Source organism: Teredinibacter turnerae T7901, assembly GCF_000023025.1.
GTDB classification, from domain to species: domain Bacteria; phylum Pseudomonadota; class Gammaproteobacteria; order Pseudomonadales; family Cellvibrionaceae; genus Teredinibacter; species Teredinibacter turnerae_B.
Map to the genome: position 1 here is coordinate 1,784,809 of NC_012997.1, position 21,150 is coordinate 1,805,958.

The 21,150-nt window shown below is 50.8% G+C and carries 24 protein-coding genes; 21 read left to right on the forward strand and 3 right to left on the reverse strand.

What is annotated here, in order from left to right; all coding sequences use genetic code 11:
• Positions 1-471 precede the first annotated feature (471 nt).
• The 3 genes from rluC to TERTU_RS07585 are packed head-to-tail and all read left to right on the forward strand — an operon-like array spanning position 472 to position 2,553.
• Complete coding sequence (gene rluC, locus TERTU_RS07575) at positions 472-1,416, forward strand: 23S rRNA pseudouridine(955/2504/2580) synthase RluC (protein ID WP_015819250.1); 945 nt, start codon at positions 472-474, stop codon at positions 1,414-1,416.
• 1 nt (position 1,417) lies between these two features.
• The gene (locus TERTU_RS07580) at positions 1,418-2,056 is read left to right on the forward strand and encodes an HAD family hydrolase (RefSeq protein WP_015818907.1); all 639 of its coding nucleotides are present in this window, start codon (positions 1,418-1,420) and stop codon (positions 2,054-2,056) included.
• On the forward strand, positions 2,056-2,553 hold the full coding sequence (locus tag TERTU_RS07585; protein WP_015818092.1) for a GNAT family N-acetyltransferase: 498 nt from the start codon (positions 2,056-2,058) through the stop codon (positions 2,551-2,553). The genes TERTU_RS07580 and TERTU_RS07585 overlap by 1 nt, the downstream gene beginning before the upstream one ends.
• Before the next feature lie 116 nt (positions 2,554-2,669).
• On the opposite strand, the gene TERTU_RS07590 is transcribed toward TERTU_RS07585, so the two are convergent.
• Together TERTU_RS07590 and TERTU_RS07595 are read right to left on the reverse strand one after the other, a co-directional pair.
• A complete protein-coding gene (locus tag TERTU_RS07590) occupies positions 2,670-4,568 on the reverse strand; it encodes an ATP-binding cassette domain-containing protein (RefSeq protein ID WP_015817740.1) in 1,899 nt (632 codons plus the stop codon).
• A gap of 9 nt (positions 4,569-4,577) precedes the next feature.
• On the reverse strand, positions 4,578-5,225 hold the full coding sequence (locus TERTU_RS07595) for a Maf family protein (RefSeq protein ID WP_015820629.1): 648 nt from the start codon (positions 5,223-5,225) through the stop codon (positions 4,578-4,580).
• A gap of 142 nt (positions 5,226-5,367) precedes the next feature.
• On the opposite strand from TERTU_RS07595, the gene TERTU_RS07600 reads away from it, so the two are divergent.
• The 10 genes from TERTU_RS07600 (at position 5,368) to tmk (ending at position 13,257) form a co-directional block, all read left to right on the forward strand.
• Entirely contained in the window at positions 5,368-5,823 is a 456-nt protein-coding gene (locus tag TERTU_RS07600; protein ID WP_228378290.1) for a YceD family protein, read from the forward strand.
• A gap of 74 nt (positions 5,824-5,897) precedes the next feature.
• Complete coding sequence (gene rpmF, locus TERTU_RS07605; protein WP_015819703.1) at positions 5,898-6,080, forward strand: 50S ribosomal protein L32; 183 nt, start codon at positions 5,898-5,900, stop codon at positions 6,078-6,080.
• Positions 6,081-6,082: 2 nt separating this feature from the next.
• Positions 6,083-7,075 (forward strand): phosphate acyltransferase PlsX, encoded by a 993-nt coding sequence (plsX, locus tag TERTU_RS07610; RefSeq protein ID WP_015819015.1) that lies wholly within the window; start codon positions 6,083-6,085, stop codon positions 7,073-7,075.
• Between the two features lie 55 nt (positions 7,076-7,130).
• On the forward strand, positions 7,131-8,102 hold the full coding sequence (fabD, locus tag TERTU_RS07615; RefSeq protein WP_015818856.1) for an ACP S-malonyltransferase: 972 nt from the start codon (positions 7,131-7,133) through the stop codon (positions 8,100-8,102).
• Positions 8,103-8,107: 5 nt separating this feature from the next.
• Positions 8,108-8,851: a 3-oxoacyl-ACP reductase FabG gene (gene fabG, locus TERTU_RS07620; protein WP_015820137.1), complete on the forward strand. Its 744-nt coding sequence runs from the start codon at positions 8,108-8,110 to the stop codon at positions 8,849-8,851.
• Positions 8,852-9,052: 201 nt separating this feature from the next.
• Positions 9,053-9,292 carry an acyl carrier protein gene (gene acpP, locus TERTU_RS07625; RefSeq protein WP_015820439.1) on the forward strand — a complete coding sequence of 80 codons (240 nt, stop codon included), beginning with the start codon at positions 9,053-9,055 and terminating at the stop codon, positions 9,290-9,292.
• Positions 9,293-9,458: 166 nt separating this feature from the next.
• The gene (fabF, locus tag TERTU_RS07630; protein ID WP_015817099.1) at positions 9,459-10,691 is read left to right on the forward strand and encodes a beta-ketoacyl-ACP synthase II; all 1,233 of its coding nucleotides are present in this window, start codon (positions 9,459-9,461) and stop codon (positions 10,689-10,691) included.
• 6 nt (positions 10,692-10,697) lie between these two features.
• On the forward strand, positions 10,698-11,570 hold the full coding sequence (gene pabC / locus TERTU_RS07635; RefSeq protein ID WP_015817598.1) for an aminodeoxychorismate lyase: 873 nt from the start codon (positions 10,698-10,700) through the stop codon (positions 11,568-11,570).
• Entirely contained in the window at positions 11,567-12,643 is a 1,077-nt protein-coding gene (gene mltG / locus TERTU_RS07640) for an endolytic transglycosylase MltG (RefSeq protein WP_015818326.1), read from the forward strand. The genes pabC and mltG overlap by 4 nt, the downstream gene beginning before the upstream one ends.
• Positions 12,640-13,257, forward strand: a complete 618-nt coding sequence (gene tmk / locus TERTU_RS07645; protein ID WP_015818795.1) for a dTMP kinase — start codon at positions 12,640-12,642, stop codon at positions 13,255-13,257. The genes mltG and tmk overlap by 4 nt, the downstream gene beginning before the upstream one ends.
• A 108-nt stretch (positions 13,258-13,365) precedes the next feature.
• On the opposite strand, the gene TERTU_RS07650 is transcribed toward tmk, so the two are convergent.
• On the reverse strand, positions 13,366-13,992 hold the full coding sequence (locus tag TERTU_RS07650) for an RluA family pseudouridine synthase (protein WP_015820295.1): 627 nt from the start codon (positions 13,990-13,992) through the stop codon (positions 13,366-13,368).
• Positions 13,993-14,157: 165 nt separating this feature from the next.
• Here TERTU_RS07650 and TERTU_RS07655 point away from each other — a divergent pair, with 165 nt between their 5' ends.
• The 8 genes from TERTU_RS07655 to yajC all read left to right on the forward strand — a co-directional run bounded on the left by TERTU_RS07655 (position 14,158) and on the right by yajC (position 20,838).
• Positions 14,158-15,177 (forward strand): DNA polymerase III subunit delta', encoded by a 1,020-nt coding sequence (locus tag TERTU_RS07655; protein ID WP_015820872.1) that lies wholly within the window; start codon positions 14,158-14,160, stop codon positions 15,175-15,177.
• A gap of 89 nt (positions 15,178-15,266) precedes the next feature.
• Positions 15,267-15,620 carry a PilZ domain-containing protein gene (locus TERTU_RS07660; protein WP_015817393.1) on the forward strand — a complete coding sequence of 118 codons (354 nt, stop codon included), beginning with the start codon at positions 15,267-15,269 and terminating at the stop codon, positions 15,618-15,620.
• A 71-nt stretch (positions 15,621-15,691) separates the two neighbouring features.
• A complete protein-coding gene (locus tag TERTU_RS07665) occupies positions 15,692-16,486 on the forward strand; it encodes a TatD family hydrolase (protein WP_015818566.1) in 795 nt (264 codons plus the stop codon).
• Positions 16,487-16,501: 15 nt separating this feature from the next.
• Positions 16,502-17,140, forward strand: a complete 639-nt coding sequence (locus TERTU_RS07670; protein WP_015818576.1) for a dUTP diphosphatase — start codon at positions 16,502-16,504, stop codon at positions 17,138-17,140.
• Positions 17,141-17,241: 101 nt separating this feature from the next.
• Positions 17,242-18,225 (forward strand): malate dehydrogenase, encoded by a 984-nt coding sequence (locus tag TERTU_RS07675; protein WP_015819147.1) that lies wholly within the window; start codon positions 17,242-17,244, stop codon positions 18,223-18,225.
• A 138-nt stretch (positions 18,226-18,363) separates the two neighbouring features.
• Positions 18,364-18,840 (forward strand): thioredoxin-dependent thiol peroxidase, encoded by a 477-nt coding sequence (bcp, locus tag TERTU_RS07680; protein ID WP_015820314.1) that lies wholly within the window; start codon positions 18,364-18,366, stop codon positions 18,838-18,840.
• 463 nt (positions 18,841-19,303) lie between these two features.
• A complete protein-coding gene (locus TERTU_RS07685) occupies positions 19,304-20,305 on the forward strand; it encodes a helix-turn-helix domain-containing protein (RefSeq protein WP_018016027.1) in 1,002 nt (333 codons plus the stop codon).
• A gap of 197 nt (positions 20,306-20,502) precedes the next feature.
• Entirely contained in the window at positions 20,503-20,838 is a 336-nt protein-coding gene (gene yajC / locus TERTU_RS07690) for a preprotein translocase subunit YajC (protein WP_015818444.1), read from the forward strand.
• The last annotated feature ends 312 nt before the right edge of the window (positions 20,839-21,150 follow it).

Genomic DNA, 21,150 nt, shown 5'->3' on the forward strand with positions numbered 1-21,150 from the left:
GTTCCTTTCAAATGGACGAAACGCCGAATGCTTTTTTCGCTGACGTTCAAGTCGTATAAAGGAGTGCGTACAACGAAAGATTCTTTTCAATCGACAGGCTGTCGACCTAAGTTTCTCTAAGCAACGTACTCTGTTAGAGCACAATATTGTTGCAATTTAAGCCCGAGCTAATATTTTCCGGAGCTCGGGGACCAAATCTCATTCATTACCAAGTCCAGCGATTCTATGGAATTCTGCTGCGACCAGTGTCGGGGAAGGTTGTTTAAGTCCTATTCGAAATAAGAAACTTTTGTTGCAAAAACAACAAATTACACCCAACTTGACGGACTATAGCACCGTTGGTCACGCCTTGCAATTTCCGGTGTGGGTGGTTTGTGTATACTAACTACCCTCAGCTCTCGTGAACCTGTGCGTGTATCTTTTAATCCCTGTTATTATGCGCGTCGTTATTCCAATTCGCAGCAGCCACACATGTCTCAGCAGGTTCAATTCTTCACCATAACCGACGATAACGCGGGTCAACGCATCGACAACTTTTTGGTTGCACGCTTGAAAGGTGCGCCTAAATCATTGATTTACAGAATAATTCGTCGTGGTGAAGTACGTGTAAATAAAGGTCGGGTGAAGCCAGAGCGCAAGTTGGCCGTTGGTGACCTGGTACGTGTTCCGCCAATCAGGTTGGCGGAACCTGACGCGCCGACCCCGGCAGGCAAGTCACTTTTGCTGGCGTTGGAAGATGCAGTTTTGTACGAAACCGACCAGCTTTTGGTGGTGAACAAGCCATCTGGGCTCGCTGTTCACGGCGGCTCCGGCGTAAACCTCGGCCTTATTGAGGCAATTCGCCAGCTCAAAGCGAAAGATACCGCGTTGGAACTGGTGCATCGTCTTGACCGGGAGACGTCTGGCTGCATACTCATTGCGCGTAAACGGTCTATGCTGCGCTACTTGCAGGATCTGTTTCGGGGCGAAAAACAGGTTGATAAACGCTATCAGGCGCTGGTGAAAGGGCGTTGGCCGAATCGTGCACACTCCGTGAATGTGCCGCTGTTGAAAGGCGAAGTGGGGAATGGCGAACGTATCGTACGGGCAAGCCCCGAGGGCAAGCCTTCGCGCACAGAATTTGATGTGCTCGAGCGGTTTGAGAGTGCGACATTGATCGAGGCCAGGCCGATCACCGGGCGCACCCATCAAATACGCGTCCACGCCCAATACAAGGGGCATCCCTTGGTGGGTGATGATAAATACGGCGACGACGAATTTAATAAGGTTATGAGCCAGTTCGGATCTCGGCGCCTTTTTCTCCATGCTGGCTACCTGGGCGTGCCTATGCCGGACGGGGAATATTTGGAATTTCGTGCGCCATTGCCGGACGATTTACAAGCGACACTCAAACAGCTAAAAGCAAGCGAGAGGTAACGTGCTTTATATTTTTGACTGGGACGGCACCATAAGTAATTCTGCCGCCAAAATCGTAAGTTGCATGAACGCGGCCATTGTCCAGGCGGGTTTGCCCGCCGTTGAAGACGTGGCGATAAAGAATATCATCGGTTTAGGGCTGCCCGAAGCGGTCGCTCGATTGCTGCCGGAAGTAAGTGCTGAGCAATTGCAGGCAGTTCGCGACGGGTATTCGGCGTTCTTCATTGACGCCGATGTTAAGCCCTCGCCCTTTTTCGATGGCGTGATGGATACGTTGCAGACATTGGCCGCAGAGGGGCACATTTTGACAGTAGCGACAGGTAAGAGTCGCCGAGGGCTCGATCGGGTGCTCGCCAAGCTGGAATTGACGGATTTCTTTCATGGCAGTCGCTGCGCGGATGAAACTGCATCCAAACCCGACCCCAAAATGTTGCTTGAGCTGCTGGCGGAATTCGATGTGGACGCAGCCGATGCGGTTATGATTGGCGATACAGAATACGATATGGCGATGGCGCAGGCGATTGATATGCCGCGCATTGCGGTGAGCTTTGGCGCCCATCATATTGATCGGTTGCGTCCGTATAACCCAGAGCTGTGCGTGGACCACTTCGGCGATATTTTGCAGTGGAGAAAGTCCTGATGGCATATGAAATTCTGCTTGCTGATTACCACAACCCTGCTCACGCAGAGGCGCTGGCAACATTATTAGCGGCCTATTCCGCCGACCCCATGGGCGGCGGTGAGGCTCTGCCAGAAGCCCATTGTTTGCGCGCAGCGCAGGCGCTGGCTGATTTTGGCAACGCGTTTACGGTATTGGCGTTTGCCGCTGAAGGTGAAAACCGAGAACCGGTGGCGCTGGCAAATTGCCTGGTCTCATTTTCGACGTTTTCACTTAAGCCATTAATTAACATTCACGACTTTTTTGTCGCGTCACATTGTCGAGGGACGGGGTTGGCGAGCCGTCTGTTGGACGAAGTGGCTCGGGAGGCGGGAGCGCGCGGATGCACGAAGCTAACTCTGGAGGTGTTGAACAACAATGTTCCTGCTAAGAAGCTCTATTCCAGGTTCGGTTTTGCGCCTTACGAACTTAGTCCTGGTGCGGGCGCCGCTGAGTTCTGGCAGATGTATTTGACTTAGTTTGTATCTGGCTGGGTTAGTCTGTGTCTGGCCCGGAGCTCACTGGCTCTAGTCCGGGTTAAGCGCCAACAACGCGGTGAAGTTGATTGGCGCCGACATAAGTCATCTCATCATTTCTATTCTGCGCGTATGCTGGCTTCCAGCGCTTCTTTCGCCTCAGATTCTTCCATCCAGGCCAGCTCTATATCATCAACCTCTTGTTTGAGCGTTGCCTGGGTTTTCAGTAACTCGCTGAGTTCGGCTCCGTCCCCATCGTAAATGTCCGGGTCGGCGAGACGAGATTCGACTTTTTCGAGTTTTTCTGTGGTTTTGCTTAACTTTTGCTCCAACTGCTTTATGCGCTTATTGTGTGGTGCCAACCGGGTACGGATCGCGGCTTCCTGTTGGCGCAACTCTTTTTTGTCGCCCTTGGGCGTGTCGCTGACAGAAGGGGACGTTGGCGCAGGTGCCTTCTCTTTGTCGAGGAGCCACTTGTGATAATCCTCAAGAGTGCCCTCAAAAGGCTCGATTTTACCGTCGCCTACCAGCAGGAATTCATCCACGGTGCTACGCAGCAGGTGTCTGTCGTGAGATACAACAACTATGGCGCCGCTAAATGCCTGAAGCGCCAGTTCTAGTGCGTGACGCACCTCCAGGTCCAGGTGGTTCGTCGGTTCATCCAGCAACAATAAATTAGGTTTTTGCCACGCGAGTAGGGCTAGTGCGAGCCGGGCCTTTTCGCCACCCGAGAAGTGACGAATAGTTTCAAATGCGCGATCTCCCTGAAAGCCGAAGCTGCCGAGAAAGTTGCGGATTTCCTGTTCGCGCGCACTGGGTGAGAGGCGTTGTATGTGTAGGGCACAGGAGGCATCCAGATCCAGATGTTCCAGCTGGTGCTGGGCAAAATAGCCGATTTTTAGATGCGTACCTTCGACAACTTCACCGGAAAGCGGTTTGATTTCGCCCGCAAGTGTTTTCATCAGCGAGCTTTTGCCCGCGCCATTGTGCCCTAACAAGCCAATCCGGTGGGATGAGAGAAGGCTGAGATTTACTGATGGCAAAACAGTTTTGCCCGGGTAGCCAATATCCAGCTTTGCCAGTGACAATAGCGTTGTGGGCAGCCGCTCCGGTTCCGGGAAGCGAAAGGTAAAGGGCGAGTCTACGTGTGCGGGTGAGATTTTCTCCATGCGCTCCAATTCTTTTAACCGGCTTTGTGCCTGTTTTGCTTTGGAGGCCTTGGCGCGAAACCGCCGGACAAAATCTTCGATCTCTGAAATACGCTGTTGCTGCTTCTGGAACTCTACTGCCTGCTGTGCCAGGCGCTCGGCGCGTTGAGACTCGAACGCACTGTAATTTCCGCTATAGCTGTTGAACTGTGCGTTTTCAATGTGCGCAATGGATTCTGCGAGATTGTCGAGAAACTCTCTATCGTGCGAAATAATCAACAGTGTCCCACCGTATTGGCGCAGCCACTGTTCGAGCCACACGGTAGCATCCAGATCCAAGTGGTTGGTGGGTTCGTCCAGCAACAGCAGATCGGAGCGGCACATCAGGGCCTGTGCGAGATTTAGCCGGATTCGCCAGCCTCCGGAGAAACTGCCGGTGTTGCGTGTGCTGTCATCACTCGAGAAGCCAAGACCGCGCAACAGCCGTTCCGCTCTCGAGATGACGGTGTAACCGTCGATATTTTCCATTTCCTGGTAAAGCTGTGCCAACGCTTCGCCTTCATATTGGCCACTGTTTATTTTTTCCTCGACGTCGCGGTAGGGCGCATCGCCATCAATAACGTAGTCCAGCGCTGAGCGCGTACTGGTAGATATTTCCTGCGCCATATGGGCTATTTGCCAATTGGCTGGAATGCTGCGCGAACCCGCGTCTTCAGTGATTTCGCCAAGTAACAGTTTAAACAGCGTGGATTTACCGCTGCCGTTCGCCCCGACGATTCCCCAGGTTTGGCCCGGGAAAATGGTGAGTGATGCGTCTTCAAGCAATACTTTGTTGCCGCGTTGGAGGCTGATGGAGTTGAGTTGAATCATAAGGTTCGGTTACAGCAGTTGGATGCCTGCGTTAGTGAGCATGGTGGTTAGCGCAATGAGAGGGAGTCCGATAAGCGCAGTGGGGTCTTCGCTGGTAATGGACTCGAACAACGCGATTCCCAGGCCCTCACATTTAAAGCTGCCAGCGCAGTCCAGAGGTTTTTCTCGTGCTATGTAGCGGGCAATTTGTTCGTTGTTAAGGGGGCGGAATTGTACATGAGTTTCAATGCATTGAAGTTGTTGAAAGTGGTCTTCGGTACGCAGCAGACAGATGGCGCTGTGAAAGCGTACTTCGCGGCCACTGCAGAAGCGCAGTTGCTCTTGTGCATTTTCGGCGGTGCCGGGTTTGCCCAGTACGCGTCCACCACATTCAGCGGTTTGGTCGCAGCCAATGATTAGTCCGCCAATGCCATTGGCCGAAGCAGCCCAGGCTTTCGCTTTGGCGAGTCGTTGTGCCAAAGCACAAGCGGGCTCATTTATTAGTGCTTCTTCATCTATATGCGTGGGGGACGCGGTAAATTTAAGTTGCAACTGGGTGAGCTGTTGCTGTCGGTAACGAGAGCCGGACGCCAGAGTAATGTTGGGGGGTATGGTAGGCATAATGTTGGTGCAGTCGAGTTTTTGAAAATGCTTAATTTTCAATGTTTTCTTTGACATGGTATAGGCAATTCCCTATTATCGCGCGCTTATGTCAGAGGGTGCCCCTTCAAAACAGCTGCCAAAGTTGGTAGATCCCAGGAAATTTGCTCACCAAAACAAGCACTTGGCGGGCATTGTACCTGAGGCTGGTCTGCCGCGCTTGGCCAAAAGCAAACCGGATGCCGATGCCGCGCAGCCCGGTTGCCATGCGTCTGCCGAGCTGGAATTCCATGTGGATGAACAGTATCGGAAATGCGTGACTGGTAAGGTTTGGGCAAAGGTAACGGTTGAGTGTCAACGTTGCCTCGAACCTCTGGAGCTGGACGTCCAAACAGAGGTTAACCTCGCAATTGTTTGGAAGGAAGATGATTCCCGCCAGTTGCCGGAGACCCTCGATCCCTGGATTGTCTCGGAAGAGCAAGGGGATTTGTACGCGATTCTGGAAGAGGAGCTTTTGCTGGCGTTGCCGGCGGTGGCTTATCACGATTTCCAGTGTATCGATAGCGCGCTTATGGAAGCGGGTGATGATACGCAAGCGTCTGCAGAAGTTGAGTCCAAGCCCAATCCTTTTGATGTGCTGGCTCAATTAAAACAGACAATGAAGAAAGACGATTAACCAAACGTTCGACCACTCCCTGGTTGCTTTCAACTTTGGATGCAAATAGAGGAGAGCGTCAGCAGGAGTAAACTATGGCCGTTCAACAGAACCGAAAAACTCGTTCCAAGCGTGGCATGCGTCGTTCGCACGATGCTTTGACCAGCTCTACCCTTTCCACCGACCCAACCACTGGTGAAAAGCACCGCCGTCACCACGTGACTGCCGATGGCTTTTACCGCGGTCGCAAAGTTGTTGAAGTTGGCGACGACGAGTAAGTTTGTCACAACAGATACATCTCTCTATTGATGCGATGGGCGGGGACCAAGGTCCCCGCCTTGTTATTGAGGCATCAATCGCCTTTCTCAAACGCTACCCTCACACACGTCTTACCTTGTTTGGCGATTTTGCTGACTTGGAGGCTGCCGTGAAGGGTAGCGTTTGTGCTTCCCGCATGTCCCTTATTCAAACCGAAATAACTGTTGCTGCTGATGAGAGGGCGGGTAGCGCTTTGCGTCATAAACAAGGCTCATCCATGTGGAAGGCGGTGGAGCTGGTGGCGACAGGGCAGGCGGACGCTTGCGTGAGCGGTGGCAACACCGGCGCGTTAATGGCGATGGGACGCAAACTTATCAAAACGTTCCCAGGGGTGAGTCGACCAGCGATCTGTAAGCCCATTCCGACAGCACGCGGATCGAGCTTTATTCTTGATCTCGGCGCCAACCTCAACTGTTCGGCTCAGCAACTGGTGCAGTTTGCGCTCATGGGGTCTGCTTTGGCGAGAGTGTATGGTCGCGAAAACCCGTCGGTGGCGCTGTTGAATGTGGGTACAGAGCTGAGCAAGGGCAGTGAGTCTATTCTTACCGCCGCAGCGCTGATGCGGGAGCACCCGACGATTAACTTCGCAGGGTTTGTAGAAGGGCACGGTCTGTATCAAGGCGAAGTCGACGTTGTTGTGTGCGACGGTCTCATCGGCAACGTGGCATTAAAGGTGAGCGAAGGTGTCGCTGCATTTATTGCCTCCAGCCTGAAAGCCAAATTGCGTGAGAATCGTTTCAATCAGATTGCTGGCTTAATTGTGGAGCCCCTCCTGCGTCGCTGGATGGCAGCGTACAACCCGTCGAACTTTAATGGTGCTGCCATGCTGGGTCTTCAGCGAACACTGGTAAAAAGCCATGGCGGCACCGACAAGTTTGGTTTTGAGCAGGCTTTGGTCGCCGCAGTGGACCAGGTGTCGGCTAATATTCCCGAGCGGATAGCTCAGTGTCTTTGAGCTGTGCGTGTTTAACTGCATGTTTTACTAGAACAAAAGCAAGGTAAGTAGAGTTATGAGTAATTCCAAGCTGGCGTTTGTTTTCCCCGGTCAAGGCTCGCAAAAAGTGGGTATGCTGGGTGATCTCGCTGAATCGTATACCGTGGTCAAGGATACTTTTGCGCAGGCGTCAGAGGCGCTGGGCTATGACCTTTGGAAACTGGTGCAGGAGGGGCCTCAGGAAGAGCTGAATATGACCGAGGTCACTCAGCCTGCACTACTTACCGCGAGTGTGGCGACCTGGCGCGTATGGCAGGAAAAAGGCGGTGCCAAGCCAGAGATGATGGCCGGTCACAGCCTTGGGGAGTGGTCCGCATTGGTGTGCGCGGGTATTGTGGATTTCACCGACGCCGTGAAGCTTGTCCGCATGCGCGGTCAATTTATGCAAGAAGCGGTGCCTGCGGGTATCGGTGCGATGGCGGCCATTATTGGCTTGGATGATAGCCTGGTTGAGGAAGCGTGTACTGCTGCGATGGCGGCGGAGGCCAGTAATGCGCAAGACATTGTTTCTCCCGTCAACTACAATTCCCCGGGCCAATTGGTTATCGCAGGTCATGCGGCGGCAGTCGAGCGGGCGATGGCGCTTTGTAAAGATGCAGGTGCCAAGCGTGCGTTGTTATTGCCTGTGAGTGCGCCGTTCCACACAGCGCTGATGAAGCCTGCCGCAGACAGGCTTGCTGAGCATATCCAGAGCACGGCGTTTGAAAGTCCGTCAATTCCCGTGGTGCACAATGTTACCGCGCAAACGCTGACTGACGCCGAGGAAATTAAAGCGATTATGGTTGCACAAATATATTCAGCTGTTCGCTGGGTTGCTTGTGTTAACGCCTTGACCAGCGCAGGCATTGGTACCACTGTAGAATGCGGCCCTGGCAAAGTTCTTTCAGGTTTAAACAAGCGCATCGACCGCGCTCTTAACACATTAAGTACCGACAGCGAAGACGCGCTCAGCGCTACCTTGTTGGCGTTACCCGAAGCAGGAGAATAATAGCTATGTCGTTGGAAGGAAAAATTGCGATCGTTACAGGTGGCAGCCGTGGAATTGGAGCGGCAATTGCCGACGGGCTTGGTGAAGCCGGTGCGATTGTGATCGGAACTGCGACCAGTGAGAGTGGTGCAGCAGCGATTAGTGAGCGCTTCGCTAGCAAGAACATTCAAGGCATGGGGCAGCCTCTCAATGTAACCGATGCAGACTCTGTTGCAGCTTTGATGTCAGTGGTTTCTGAAAAATACGGTGCGCCGCAAATACTGGTTAATAATGCCGGAATTACCAATGACAATTTGTTAATGCGGATGAGCGACGAAGAGTGGTTTGATGTAATCAATACCAACCTGAGTGCGGTCTACCGCTTGAGTAAAGCCTGTTTGCGCGGCATGATGAAAGCGCGATGGGGTCGTATTGTGAATATCAGCTCGGTTGTCGGGCAGATGGGAAATGCTGGCCAATCCAATTACGCAGCTACCAAAGCTGGTGTGATGGGGTTTGCGCGCTCACTGGCGAAAGAGGTGGGGTCACGGAATATCACGGTTAATTCCGTAGCTCCCGGTTTTATCGATACTGATATGACGAAGGTGTTGAGCGAAGACCAGAAAACCATGATGTTGTCTGCGATTCCGCTGGCTCGACTGGGTCAACCGGAGGAAATTGCGTCTGTGGTGAAGTTCCTCTGTAGCGATGATGCGGCCTATATTACAGGTGAAACGCTGCATGTAAACGGCGGCATGTATATGTGCTAAGCTATTGAAAAATAAAGAAAAATATCGGTATTTTTAATAAAATTGCAATCTGAGGTTACATCGTGGATAAATCGCGTTAAAATGCGCGCACGTGTAAGCCGGATCATCATATTTCTGCCGATTTGTGGCGCTAGGTTACGGCTTAAGAATTGTTCAACAAAACGGCTTCACTAAGATTATCACTAGGAGTTAACTACGATTATGAGCAGCAGCATTGAAGAACGCGTAAAGAAAATTGTTGCAGAGCAACTTGGCGTTAAAGAAGAAGAAGTAAAAAACGAAGCGTCCTTCGTTGAAGATCTGGGTGCAGACTCTCTGGACACCGTTGAATTGGTAATGGCTCTGGAAGAAGAGTTCGAAACCGAAATTCCTGACGAAGAAGCCGAAAAGATTACTACTGTTCAGCTGGCAATCGATTACATCAACGAGAACCTGGCATAAGCCTTTTTCTCTTGATCTGAGCCTTTAACAAAAGCCGTATCTATGAGGAATAGTGCGGCTTTTGTCGTTTTTGTGTCTATGATTTGCATATTTGTGTCTATGATTTGCAGACGTTGAAAGATCTGTCTGATTTGTACAAAGCAATTTTGCTGTTTGGAGAAAGTTCGTGAGTCGAAAGAGAGTTGTTGTTACCGGGTTGGGTATGGTGAGTTCGGTAGGACACAATGTTGAAGATACCTGGCAAGCTATCTTGGCCGGAAAAAGCGGTGTTTCACCGATTAGCTCTTTCGATGTGTCGAGCTTCGCAACGCAGATCAGCGCTTCTGTGCGTGATCTCGATATCACGCCGTATCTGGACGCTAAAGAAGCACGTAAGCTGGATTTGTTTATCCAATACGGCATGGCTGCTGGCGTGCAGGCAATGACCGACTCAGGTTTGCAAGTTGATGAAGCTAACGCTGGTCGTTATGGCTGCGTTATTGGCTCTGGTATTGGTGGGCTGGGTTCAATTGAAGACACGGCGATCACGATTAAAGAGCGCGGTCCTCGCCGGGTTTCGCCTTTTTTTGTGCCCGGCGCAATCATCAATATGATCGCTGGCAACCTGTCCATTCGCTATGGCCTTAAAGGCATGAACCTGGCGGTGACGACGGCCTGCACCTCTGCCACGCACAGCATTGGCCTCGCTGCGCGCGAAATTATGTATGGCAATGCCGATGTAATGTTGGCTGGTGGTGCCGAAATGGCAACTACTCCGGTGGGCATCGGTGGATTCGCTGCCGCACGAGCGTTGTCCAAGCGCAATGATAGCCCGGAGCAGGCGAGCCGCCCCTGGGACAAAGACCGTGATGGTTTTGTGCTGGGTGACGGTGCGGGCATCGTTGTTCTCGAAGAGTACGAACACGCGAAAGCGCGTGGTGCAAACATTTATGCGGAACTGTCCGGGTTTGGTACCAGTGGCGATGCCTATCACATTACGTCTCCGTCAGGAGAGGGTGCTGAGCGAGCTATGCTGAATACTCTGCAAGACGCAAATATCAGTGCGGATAAAATTGACTATATCAACGCGCATGGCACGTCGACTCTGGCCGGAGATAACGCCGAATGCGTCGCCATTAAAAATGTGTTTGGTGACCACGCCTACAAACTGGCTGTGAGCTCAACTAAATCTATGATCGGCCACTTGCTTGGCGCGGCTGGTGCGGTAGAAGCGATTTTTTCTATTTTGAGTCTTCGCGATCAAGTTGCGCCACCTACCATTAATCTGGATAACCCGGATGAAGGCTGCGATCTTAATTTTGTGCCTCATACGGCGCAAGCTATGAAAATCGAAACAGTTTTAAGTAACTCTTTCGGATTTGGTGGTACTAACGGTACCCTGTTGTTCCGCAAAGTTTAACCATTTATGGCCGGCTCCGGCGATCCGCTCGTTTTTCTTAACGGATGCTCTATTGCAGATTTTTCTGCCGGTTCAGTGCTGCTCAATCGCGGATTCCAATACGCCGATGGTGTGTTCGAAACGGCGCGAGTGGAATCCGGAAGGTTACCGCTGCTCGATCTCCATATTGCTCGCTTGCGTCGTGGATGTGAGCGCCTGGGTTTGGTCCTTGCCGAGTTGTTTACAGAGCAATTGAACATCTTTACGCACGCTGTTCGGCAACGTGGGGAATCCGGTGTGGCTAAGCTCACCGTTTACCGCACAGCTTCAGCAAGGGGTAATTATTCCGGGCCGAATTCAACCGCTGAACTGCTATTTCAGTTCACGCCTTCCTCTGTAGTAATCGACGGGCAATGGTGTGCTCCGGCGGTTCGCTTAAAAACTGTTTCGTACCGACTCTACCCAAACCCGCAACTCGCGGGTATAAAACACCTGAATCGCCTTGACTATGCACTGGCAACTAAAAATTTTTCTGCTGGGTTAGATTGCGAAGCGCTGTTGCTGGACCCCGAGGATTGTGTTGTGGAAACGCCGCACCATAATATTTTTTGTTTGCGTGGTCAGCGTTTATTGACCCCGCACCTCGAAAACAGCGGTGTGGCTGGGGTAATGCGCGGGTTGATTCTGGATCTTGGCAAAAAAATAGATGGCGCGGATATCCAGGTTTGCACGTTGCCTGTACAGCAGCTGTTGGCAAGCGATGCGGTATTTTTATGTAACGCATTGCGAGGGATTGTACCTGTAGCCGGGTGTGATCGCGTCGAGTTTGGCAATGCCAGTGCAGAGTTGGCGGAGAGGGTCGCTTTGACGGTTAAAAATTATTTGGACGTCCATCGATGAATGTAAGCCCACTAAAAATAGTATTAGCGATGGCCGTGTGGTCACTGGTTATGGCCTTGTCCATTGGGTTTTATTTATGGCACTGGCTGTATAACCCGAGGACCGTACAAATTATCGAGCCTGTTTTCATTATTGAAAAAGGGGCCACGCTACATTCAGTCGCGAAACGTTTACACGAAGAGCATCTCATTCGCTGGCCAGATGTATGGGTTGTATATGGTCGTATTTTTCACCTTGAAAATATAAAGGCGGGCGAGTACAGGCTGGAAATGGTTTTTTCTCCGGTGGAACTGCTGCAACGGTTTCAAAAATCTGAACATGTTCAGCACCCTGTAACTTTAGTGGAAGGGTTGAGGTTGCGAGATTTCGTGAGCGTTTTGCACCAGCAGGAAAATCTTGTTAACACGCTTGGTCAAAAAACTTATCCTGAACTTGCTCAAGTGTTGAATATTCCAGAAATGCAGCCAGAAGGTTATTTCTATCCAGATACCTATCAATACATTCGTGGCGACGCTGATAAAGATATTTTGTTGCGCGCATACTGGCGCATGAAATCCGTCTTGAGCGAAGAATGGGAACAGCGCGCTGAAGGGCTGCCTTATAGCTCCCCTTACGAAGCGCTGATAATGGCTTCCATTATCGAAAAGGAGACAGGTGTAGGTTATGAGCGAGCAGAGATTGCTGGCGTGTTTGTAAGGCGATTGCAGAAAAAAATGCGATTGCAAACGGATCCAACCGTGATTTATGGCCTTGGTGATGCCTACGATGGAAACCTAAGACGGGTTGATTTGAAAACACCTACTGAGTACAACACCTACACCATTTCAGGGTTGCCTCCGACACCGATTGCCAACCCCGGGCGCGAAGCGATTCACGCGGCACTACATCCCGCTGCGGGGACGGCACTCTATTTTGTTGCCAAGGGAGACGGCTCACACTATTTTTCAAGTACGTTGCAGGAACACGAGGCGGCTGTGCAGCGTTTTCAAAAACAGCGTCGCAGTGATTATCGCTCCTCTCCTGCGCTACCTACCGCTGCTGATCAGACACCTGAAGCGGGAGGAGAACAATGACAGGCCGATTTATAACAGTTGAGGGCACTGAGGGTGTCGGTAAATCGACGAATTTGGCATTTATCGAAGGGTTCTTACGGTCACGGGCTATTGATGTAATTACCACCCGCGAACCAGGGGGAACGCCACTGGCCGAGGAGTTGCGTGAACTACTGCTAGCGAAACGCGAAGAGCCAGTCGATGCATGTGCCGAGCTGTTGATGGTTTTTGCCGCGCGAGCGCAACATCTCAACCAGTTGGTGGCTCCCGCACTAGCTCGTGGCCAATGGGTACTGTGCGACAGGTTTACTGATGCAACTTATGCCTATCAGGGGGCGGGTAGAGGGCTTTCACTCGAAACAATTAGCAAGTTGGAATTTCTGGTGCAAGGAAGTTTGCAGCCCGATATCACCGTTTGGCTGGATATTGACGTGCGGCTCGGTTTAGAGCGTGCGCGTGCGCGTGCAGATCTGGACCGGTTTGAAGAAGAAGACGTAAGTTTTTTCGAGCGTGTGCGAGCGGGCTACCGGGCTCGCGCCGAAGAGGCTCCAGCGCGCTTTTGCAGGATCAACGCAGGGCAGCCCCTCGCGCAGGTGCAGACTGATATACAACGTGCGTTGGAGGCGTTTCTGTAAACGAGGGAATTGCCGTAACGACTTATTCGCGGCGTAGTCGGTATTTTCGATGGTGTGCTTCTCGGTCTAGCTGCTGATTTCGAATTAGTGTCAACAGGTTCTAAGTCATTAGAAGTCGGGTTCGCAATGGATGCTGGTTGGGCATTGTGTAAATGGGTGTACAAACTCCAGCGTTGTGGCATGAAGTAAAAGGCGATCGGATGCTTGCTGGATCGCGTCGGGAGCGTAAAAAGCGTCACCCAGGATGGGATGTCCAAGTTGTTGCATATGAACTCGCAGCTGGTGGGAGCGACCCGTGATAGGCGTTAGCTCAATACGGGTAGTTTGCAGGTCCAGCCGCCTCTCCAGTACTTTGTATTGCGTATGAGCGTGTTTACCCTGTTCCAGGTCTACTTTCTGCTTCGGTCGGTTTGGCCAGTCGCAAATCAGCGGTAAGGTGATTTCGCCGCGATCCTCGGCAACAATACCTGCTACCGTTGCCGTATAGGTTTTAGTCATTTTGCGCTGCTCGAACAAGCGACCGAATCGCACCAGGCTTTCGTGGGACTGCGGGAAAATAACCAGGCCAGATGTAGCCATATCCAAGCGATGCACCACGCGAGAATTGGGGTGTTGGTGTACAAGCTGATCGAAGGCGTTATCCGGAGTTGCCAATCCGGGAACGGTGAGCAGCCCCGCGGGCTTGTTGATGGCGATGATATGATCGTCTTGATAAATAATTGCTAAATCTTGCATATCGGCATTTTATGGGAGTGGCATAAATTTCGGAATATCAATGACAGCGTTTTGTTTTCATGGCTGTAAATATTGCCGTTATTGAAGCGCGCTCTGTGGTCGAAAAAGTGTGTTTATTGGCATGCAGGGTTAATAAAAGCAATAAAGCAAAGTTGAGCTAAATTCATGAGTAAAACAACACCGCCTTACCCCTGGCAAAATACCTATTGGCACCAATTTGCCGGGCAGGTTACTCAGGGGCATTTGCCTCATGCGATTTTATTGCAGGGGGTAGCGGGTATTGGTACGGAAAGTCTTGCGCGGGCGATGGCCGAGTTTTTGATGTGCTCGTCTCCGGTTGAACAGGCTGCATGTGGGCAATGTAAAGTGTGTCGTTTATTGCAGAGCCACAATCACCCCGATCTGTTTCTGCTCTCGCCGGAGGAGAAAAGCGTTGTTATCAAAGTTGATCAGGTTCGCCAGCTGACTGAATTTGTCGCGAAAACCTCGCAGCAAGGTGGTCGTAAACTGGTAATCATTGAGCCCGCAGAAGCAATGAATATCGCTGCCGCAAACGCACTCCTGAAATGTTTCGAAGAACCCTCGGGTGACACGGTTTTTATATTGGTGTGTCATCACGCTAACCGGCTGCTGCCGACCATTCGCAGCCGCTGTGCTTGTCACACGCTTCCAGTGCCAGAGCGTGCCCTGGCCGTATCCTGGCTGGAAACCATGGGCGTGGAAAGCGCGGCACTCCTGCTGGATGAAACTCATGGCGCGCCACTTACTGCGCATCAGTGGTCCCGAGACGACGTTATTGCAAGCCAGGACAAGGCGTGTGAGCTGCTGGTTGCGGCCTTGCAGACACAGAAGCCAGTTACTACGGTTGCAGGCACGCTTGCTGGTGAGTGCTCGGGTCTCGAACTCGCGGAGCTATTGATCAATTGGCTGGAACAGCTGATCCGTGAGCGAACTCGTGGCAGCCGACGGTCGCTGCTTGCCCACTGGGAGCCGTTGGTTGGTGTTGCTCAGGCCCTATCTACCGTGGAATTGTTCAAGCTGCGCGAGGTCTATTGCCAGCGCAAAGCACAGCTACTCGCCAACCCTAATTTGAACGCGAACATGGTAATCGAAGATTTGCTTTTGGAGTGGCAAAGGTATGCACTTCAAGCCGCGCGGCAAGGGAAGTTAGTGGCACAAGTATAAACTTCGCTGTGCTTTGGTTAGCTGCGTTATAATAGAATTTAATGTCACCTATGTGGCTGTATATTGTTTGATCAGGAGTTAGTGTCGCAATGAAAGGTTTAGGCGGTGCCGCCCGCAATGGTATTCTCTCGTTGACGATCCGCGATAAGGCGGTGCTATACGCCGCTTATATGCCATTTGTGAAAAATGGTGGTTTATTTATCCCGACAAACAAGAGCTATAGTCTCGGCGATGAAGTTTTTATGCTACTGAGCCTGATGGACGAGCCCGAAAAAATCCCGGTGGCGGGTAAAGTTGTTTGGATCACCCCTAAGGGCGCTCAAGGCAACCGCGCAGCGGGGATAGGTGTGCAATTTAGCGGGGAGGACGATGTCGCCTCGAAGAAAATCGAAACATACCTGGTTGGCTCGCTGGAGTCGGATCGCCCCACCCATACAATGTAGCCATTTAGGGCACGGAGGTGGCTCCCGCCAGTTTTGTGCTGCCTTACCCTTCAATCCTTTCGAAAGTTCGCATGCTTGTTGATTCTCACTGTCACTTAGATCGTCTCGACCTTACAAAATACGCCGATGGACTCACTGGTGCCATCAATGCCGCCCGGGCACAGGGGGTTGCGGAGTTGCTGTGTGTTTGCATTAGCGAAGAAAACCGCGACAAGGTGGTCGCGATAGCTAAAGCGTTTGATGGCGTATACGCCTCGGTGGGGGTGCACCCCTCCGACGTAGGCGACTCTGTCGTATCCGTCGCTGCATTGAGTGAGTGGGCCGCCATGGACCGGGTAATCGCACTGGGAGAGACTGGGCTCGACTACCATTACAGCCAAGACACTGCCGAGGCGCAGAAACGGAGTTTCGCTAACCACTTAGTGGCAGGTGCGGAGCTGAAACTTCCGGTGATCATTCACACACGAGCGGCAAAGGCCGACACTCTGGATTTAATGGCGGCACATGGGTGTCGCGAAACCGCTGGTGTGATGCACTGTTTCACCGAAGATTGGGAGATGGCGCGCGCGTCACTGGATTTGGGGTTTTATATCTCTATCTCGGGAATTGTCACTTTTCGCAATGCGGCTGAACTGCGTGATGTGGTGCTGAAGATCCCCGCCGATCGATTACTGGTTGAAACTGATTCGCCGTACCTTGCGCCTGTACCATTTCGGGGCAAACCCAACGAGCCACAATATGTGCGGCAGGTGGCGGAATATATCGCGGAGCTGCGTGGTGTGGCGTTCGAAGAGTTAGCTGAGCAAACCACCGCAAATTTTGCCCGCTTGTTCAAGACAAAACAGCGTTGGGCTGCACCTGTTTGAGGTTATAGGTTATACATGTATCAACAGATAAAAACCATGTTGCTTCTTCAGGAAGCGATGAATTCAAAAGTCAATCCATCCTGGCGTGAGCAAGGCTATGCCTGGTACCGCGCTGTATGGGTTGAGTGCGCGGAACTGATGGACCACTATGGTTGGAAGTGGTGGAAGAAACAATCGCCAGATCGAGATCAGGTCGTTCTCGAGTTAATTGATATCTGGCATTTCGGTCTGAGTTTGTATCTGCTGAAATGTGGTACCGATGACGAAAGCCTTGGCAGGCTCGCCGAGCAGATCGGGCAAGAATTTCTGCTCGATGCCAATCGCAGCGATGAGAATTTTCGCGACGATCTGGAGGCCTTTACCGAAGCGACATTAAGTACGAAGGATTTTTCGATTCCGCTTTTTTGTCGGCTGCTCGATGGTGTAAAACTTGATTTCGATCAGCTGTTCAATAAGTACGTAGGTAAGAATGTGTTAAACCTTTTTCGTCAGGATCACGGATACAAAGAAGGTACCTACAACAAGGTTTGGGCCGGGCGTGAAGATAACGAACATCTCGTCGAAGCCCTTGTGAACCTGGATAGCACGCGCAGCGACTTTGCCGACGCGTTGTACCAGGAGCTAAAACAGCGATATTCCTCGCACAACGAGTAGTATCTCGTCCATTTCTGTATGGGGTGGCGGCGCGATTTGTCCGAAAGGATAGCCTGCTGCGCCAGGAAAGTTAACGTTAACCATAAGCACGGAGATTTATTGTGAAAGCACCCGTAAGAGTTACTGTGACCGGCGCAGCAGGTCAAATTAGTTATTCGCTCTTGTTTCGAATTGCCGCTGGCGAAATGCTTGGCGCGGATCAGCCTGTAATTTTACAAATGCTGGAAATCACTCCTGCGCTAGAGGCTCTGAAAGGGGTTGCAATGGAGCTGGACGACTGTGCATTTCCGCTGCTGCATAGCATGGTGTGCACTGATGACGCAAATGTCGCTTTCAAAGATTCAGACTATGCGTTGCTGGTTGGTGCTCGTCCCCGCGGCCCTGGTATGGAGCGCAACGATTTGTTGGAAGCGAATGCCGCAATCTTCTCTGTTCAAGGCAAGGCGATTAATGATCACGCGTCTCGTGGCATTAAAGTCTTGGTGGTGGGTAACCCGGCCAATACCAACGCACTGATCGCGCAGCGCAACGCGCCTGACATCGACCCGCGTCAGTTTACTGCGATGACTCGCCTGGATCACAACCGCGGCATGAGTCAATTGGCGAGCAAACTGGACGTATCAATTAACGACATTACCAAAATGACCATCTGGGGCAATCACTCTTCTACCCAGTACCCTGACCTTTACCACGCATTGGTTAAGGGCGACGCTGCAATCGATAAAGTCGACAGCACTTGGTACGCGGAAGAGTACATCCCAACAGTGCAACAGCGTGGCGCAGCCATTATTAAAGCTCGTGGTGCATCCAGTGCAGCCTCTGCGGCAAATGCTGCGATCTTCCATATGCGCGATTGGGCATTAGGTTCTCCTGAGGGAGATTGGGTGAGCATGGGCGTGTATAGCGATGGTAGCTATGGTATCGAAAAAGGGCTGATTTACTCTTTCCCCTGTGTGTGTAAGAACGGTGATTGGGAAATTGTACAAGGCTTGAGCATTGATGAATTCTCTCAAGCGCGTATGACCGCAACCGAAACTGAGTTGCAAGGCGAGCGGGACGCCGTAAAAGCGTTGTTGCCAGCTTAGTAAGGTACTCGTGCCTTCTCAAAAAGCGCGGTGTTACCGCGCTTTTTTTTTGTCCGTTGGAAAAGCATATTGCAAATATACGACCTATCGCGACAATATTGTCGACTGGTCTGATTACTTTTTGTGAGGTTTGACTCTATGGCTATGCCAAAAATTGGAAACAAAGCGCCCGCATTTACCCTTAAGAACCAGGAGGGGGAATCGGTTAAATTATCCTCTTTTGCCGGGGAGAAAAATGTAGTGGTTTATTTCTACCCTAAAGCGATGACTCCAGGGTGCACCACGCAGGCGTGCGGTATTCGTGATGCCCAAGCTGAGTTCGAAGCCTTGGATACAGTGGTGTTGGCGATTAGTCCAGATCCGTTCGAACGTTTGAAAAAGTTTGAAGACAAACACCAGCTGAATTTTATTTTGCTCTCCGATGAAGACCACGCAGTGGCCGAAAAATACGGTGTCTGGGGTCTAAAAAAGTTTATGGGAAAAGAATTCATGGGCATTTTGCGAACGACATTTATCATTGGCAAAGACGGTAAGTTAAAGCATGTTATGGACAAGGTGAAAACAAAAACACACGACCAGGATGTGATAAAAATTATTCGCGAGACATTAAACTAAGCTATCAACGGATCTTCATCACCTCCGCGAGTGGGCTTGTTCGCTCAATCGGGAGGTGGCCTTGCCTTCTAATAGTGCTTTCTCATGAGTATGCGCTATATCTAAAACTTTAGTTGTTGTCATTCCTTATAACAACGAACTAGTTTCTCCATTCGAAGTGTGAATTTGTTAACGATTCTACAGCACTGCCTTGCGATTCCTCGCCGCTAACTCCTTGTTTTAAAGAAAGAAAATTGTTAACGAATCGTTAAAACTCGTTTTGGCATGTTGTTTTTAATTCATTCTGAAAGTTAACATGTAAATGATAGGCTTACTAAAATTAATGTCATCTGAAACTACAGGGTGGCGCATTTGAGACTGGCATATCTGCCCTTAAAACAATAGTTTATACCTATAAAAATCGTGAGACACAGTAGTACCGTTAATAACAATTTATTATAAAGCTGAAGTATTTCGGCGGAAGGTGAGAAAATTGAAACTTTTTGCGAATGACAGTTTTCATCAAGAAGTGCCCGAAGTACCGCTGAATTTGGATGATTACTCGATGGAAGACCCTGTGCAGAGGGTTACCTATCTCTATAGAGTTGTTTCAAATTCTGGGAATTTTGAATCTATAAATCAGGGACTTAAGATGTTACTGGCTGCTGGTTTGAAAAAAATCGGCGCTGATCTGGCTATTGTTAGTCGGCCTTTATCAACCCAAGTTTATGACGTAGTAGCGAGTGCCGGAGCCGACGACGAATTCTTTGTCGGCAAACACTTATCGCTAAATGGCACATTATGCGAGGAGGTCATAACAAAAAATGCGACCTGTTCGCACGGAAAAGTGCAGGATAAAGATGTGCATTCATTGTCTATGGCGTATAATAATACTCGAGTGGGTGCGTACTTGGGTACTGTTGTACGTTCCAGGAATGCCGGCAATTCGGTGATGAGTTTTATCTCTAGTCGGAGCCGGGAGCAGGACTACAGTACCGAGGACGTAGCTTTCATAGAGCTATTGGCAGAAGGAGTGGCCTGTATGACTGACCAGCAACTAGCACAAGCTCAACGCAAACTTACCGATCAGGCAATGTTTGCACTTGGTTCCGTTAAAACCCTGGATGAATACCTGGAGCAAGCACGTTTGCCTGAGGTTTTCGGTGTACCAGCGAGAGTTGTTGAGGTTCTCCAAAGGCGAATCGGGCACGCACCGTTAAGTATTGGTCATGTGGCTGAAGAGTTGAATCTATCTAAGCGCACGCTTCAGCGTCGCTTGCAGCAGATGGATGTCAGTTTCGCCGATCTCCGCGATCAGGTGCGGTTTCATCATTCTATCGATTATCTCATCAAGCAACATTTGAGCATTGATAGCATATCTGCATCGCTAGACTTCTCAGACAGAACCAGTTTTACAAATGCATTTAAGCGTTGGACCGGGTTATCGCCCAGTACCTTTCGCAAGTTGTTCCGTGACTACGTATAAGTAAATTGGGGCAGCGGATCGGTAGTGCCGCTGCTCTTTCATTTGCCCTCCCGCCGCCACTGCTTGCGACTCTCTCGTCGTTAGGCTCTTGACTCTTTCGTCGTCTCTTGTATCTTGTCCGGCTTTAATCGGGATAATCTCTATTCCATCTTCTCCCGAACGCGGGGAATTCTACTCAACAAGAGGTTAGTAAACACATGGGTTTTTTCATTGCCGATGCCATGGCTCAGTCCACCGACGCTGCCGGTTCTCCCAACGGCGGGATAATGCAGATCGTGATGCTGGTCGGTCTTTTTTTGTTCATGTACTTCATCATCATTCGCCCGCAACGCAAGCGACAAAAAGAGCACCAGTCTCTGGTAGATGCGTTGAGTAAAGGTGACGAAGTTGTAATGACAAGCGGCATGCTTGGCAAAATTATAGAGGTGGACGAAGGCTACGTGACCCTGAATGTTGCTCAAAATGTTGACCTGAAGTTCCAGAAAGTTGCCGTTCATGCGGTACTCCCAAAAGGTACGATTAAGTCAATCTAGTTCCCAGACAAGGCTCCGGTGGCTACTCTACTGGAGTCTCTCTTCCTAAGTTGTCCTGCATAGTCCCTGCTACTGACCGCCTCACTGTCGCTTTAGTCTCAATACCAGCGGTTGGCCGCTACCGGCTGTGCTCTGAAAAGCCATTTTTGAAATGCGCTTGCTGCGGTTGAAGATCCGTAGCTGATCTCTACCCCTTTGCTGTTTCCAGCAAATTGCTAGCACTAATTTTGGTCATGAGGAGTATTTGGTGTGCCGTTAGCGCGCGCTTTCTCAGGCGTGTACGAATTTTCTCGTTATTTCCCGATAGGGATT

What these genes read in the sequence shown, in the direction of transcription:
- TERTU_RS07585 (WP_015818092.1), top strand. Translation starts at nt 2,056, where the DNA reads ATGGCATATGAAATTCTGCTTGCTGATTACCACAACCCTGCTCACGCA.
- acpP (WP_015820439.1), top strand. Translation starts at nt 9,053, where the DNA reads ATGAGCAGCAGCATTGAAGAACGCGTAAAGAAAATTGTTGCAGAGCAA.
- rluC (WP_015819250.1), top strand. Translation starts at nt 472, where the DNA reads ATGTCTCAGCAGGTTCAATTCTTCACCATAACCGACGATAACGCGGGT.
- tmk (WP_015818795.1), top strand. Translation starts at nt 12,640, where the DNA reads ATGACAGGCCGATTTATAACAGTTGAGGGCACTGAGGGTGTCGGTAAA.
- rpmF (WP_015819703.1), top strand. Translation starts at nt 5,898, where the DNA reads ATGGCCGTTCAACAGAACCGAAAAACTCGTTCCAAGCGTGGCATGCGT.
- fabD (WP_015818856.1), top strand. Translation starts at nt 7,131, where the DNA reads ATGAGTAATTCCAAGCTGGCGTTTGTTTTCCCCGGTCAAGGCTCGCAA.
- TERTU_RS07670 (WP_015818576.1), top strand. Translation starts at nt 16,502, where the DNA reads ATGTATCAACAGATAAAAACCATGTTGCTTCTTCAGGAAGCGATGAAT.
- TERTU_RS07595 (WP_015820629.1), bottom strand. Translation starts at nt 5,225, where the DNA reads ATGTCAAAGAAAACATTGAAAATTAAGCATTTTCAAAAACTCGACTGC.
- pabC (WP_015817598.1), top strand. Translation starts at nt 10,698, where the DNA reads ATGGCCGGCTCCGGCGATCCGCTCGTTTTTCTTAACGGATGCTCTATT.
- TERTU_RS07665 (WP_015818566.1), top strand. Translation starts at nt 15,692, where the DNA reads ATGCTTGTTGATTCTCACTGTCACTTAGATCGTCTCGACCTTACAAAA.
- TERTU_RS07590 (WP_015817740.1), bottom strand. Translation starts at nt 4,568, where the DNA reads ATGATTCAACTCAACTCCATCAGCCTCCAACGCGGCAACAAAGTATTG.
- TERTU_RS07660 (WP_015817393.1), top strand. Translation starts at nt 15,267, where the DNA reads ATGAAAGGTTTAGGCGGTGCCGCCCGCAATGGTATTCTCTCGTTGACG.
- mltG (WP_015818326.1), top strand. Translation starts at nt 11,567, where the DNA reads ATGAATGTAAGCCCACTAAAAATAGTATTAGCGATGGCCGTGTGGTCA.
- bcp (WP_015820314.1), top strand. Translation starts at nt 18,364, where the DNA reads ATGGCTATGCCAAAAATTGGAAACAAAGCGCCCGCATTTACCCTTAAG.
- TERTU_RS07655 (WP_015820872.1), top strand. Translation starts at nt 14,158, where the DNA reads ATGAGTAAAACAACACCGCCTTACCCCTGGCAAAATACCTATTGGCAC.
- fabG (WP_015820137.1), top strand. Translation starts at nt 8,108, where the DNA reads ATGTCGTTGGAAGGAAAAATTGCGATCGTTACAGGTGGCAGCCGTGGA.
- yajC (WP_015818444.1), top strand. Translation starts at nt 20,503, where the DNA reads ATGGGTTTTTTCATTGCCGATGCCATGGCTCAGTCCACCGACGCTGCC.
- TERTU_RS07650 (WP_015820295.1), bottom strand. Translation starts at nt 13,992, where the DNA reads ATGCAAGATTTAGCAATTATTTATCAAGACGATCATATCATCGCCATC.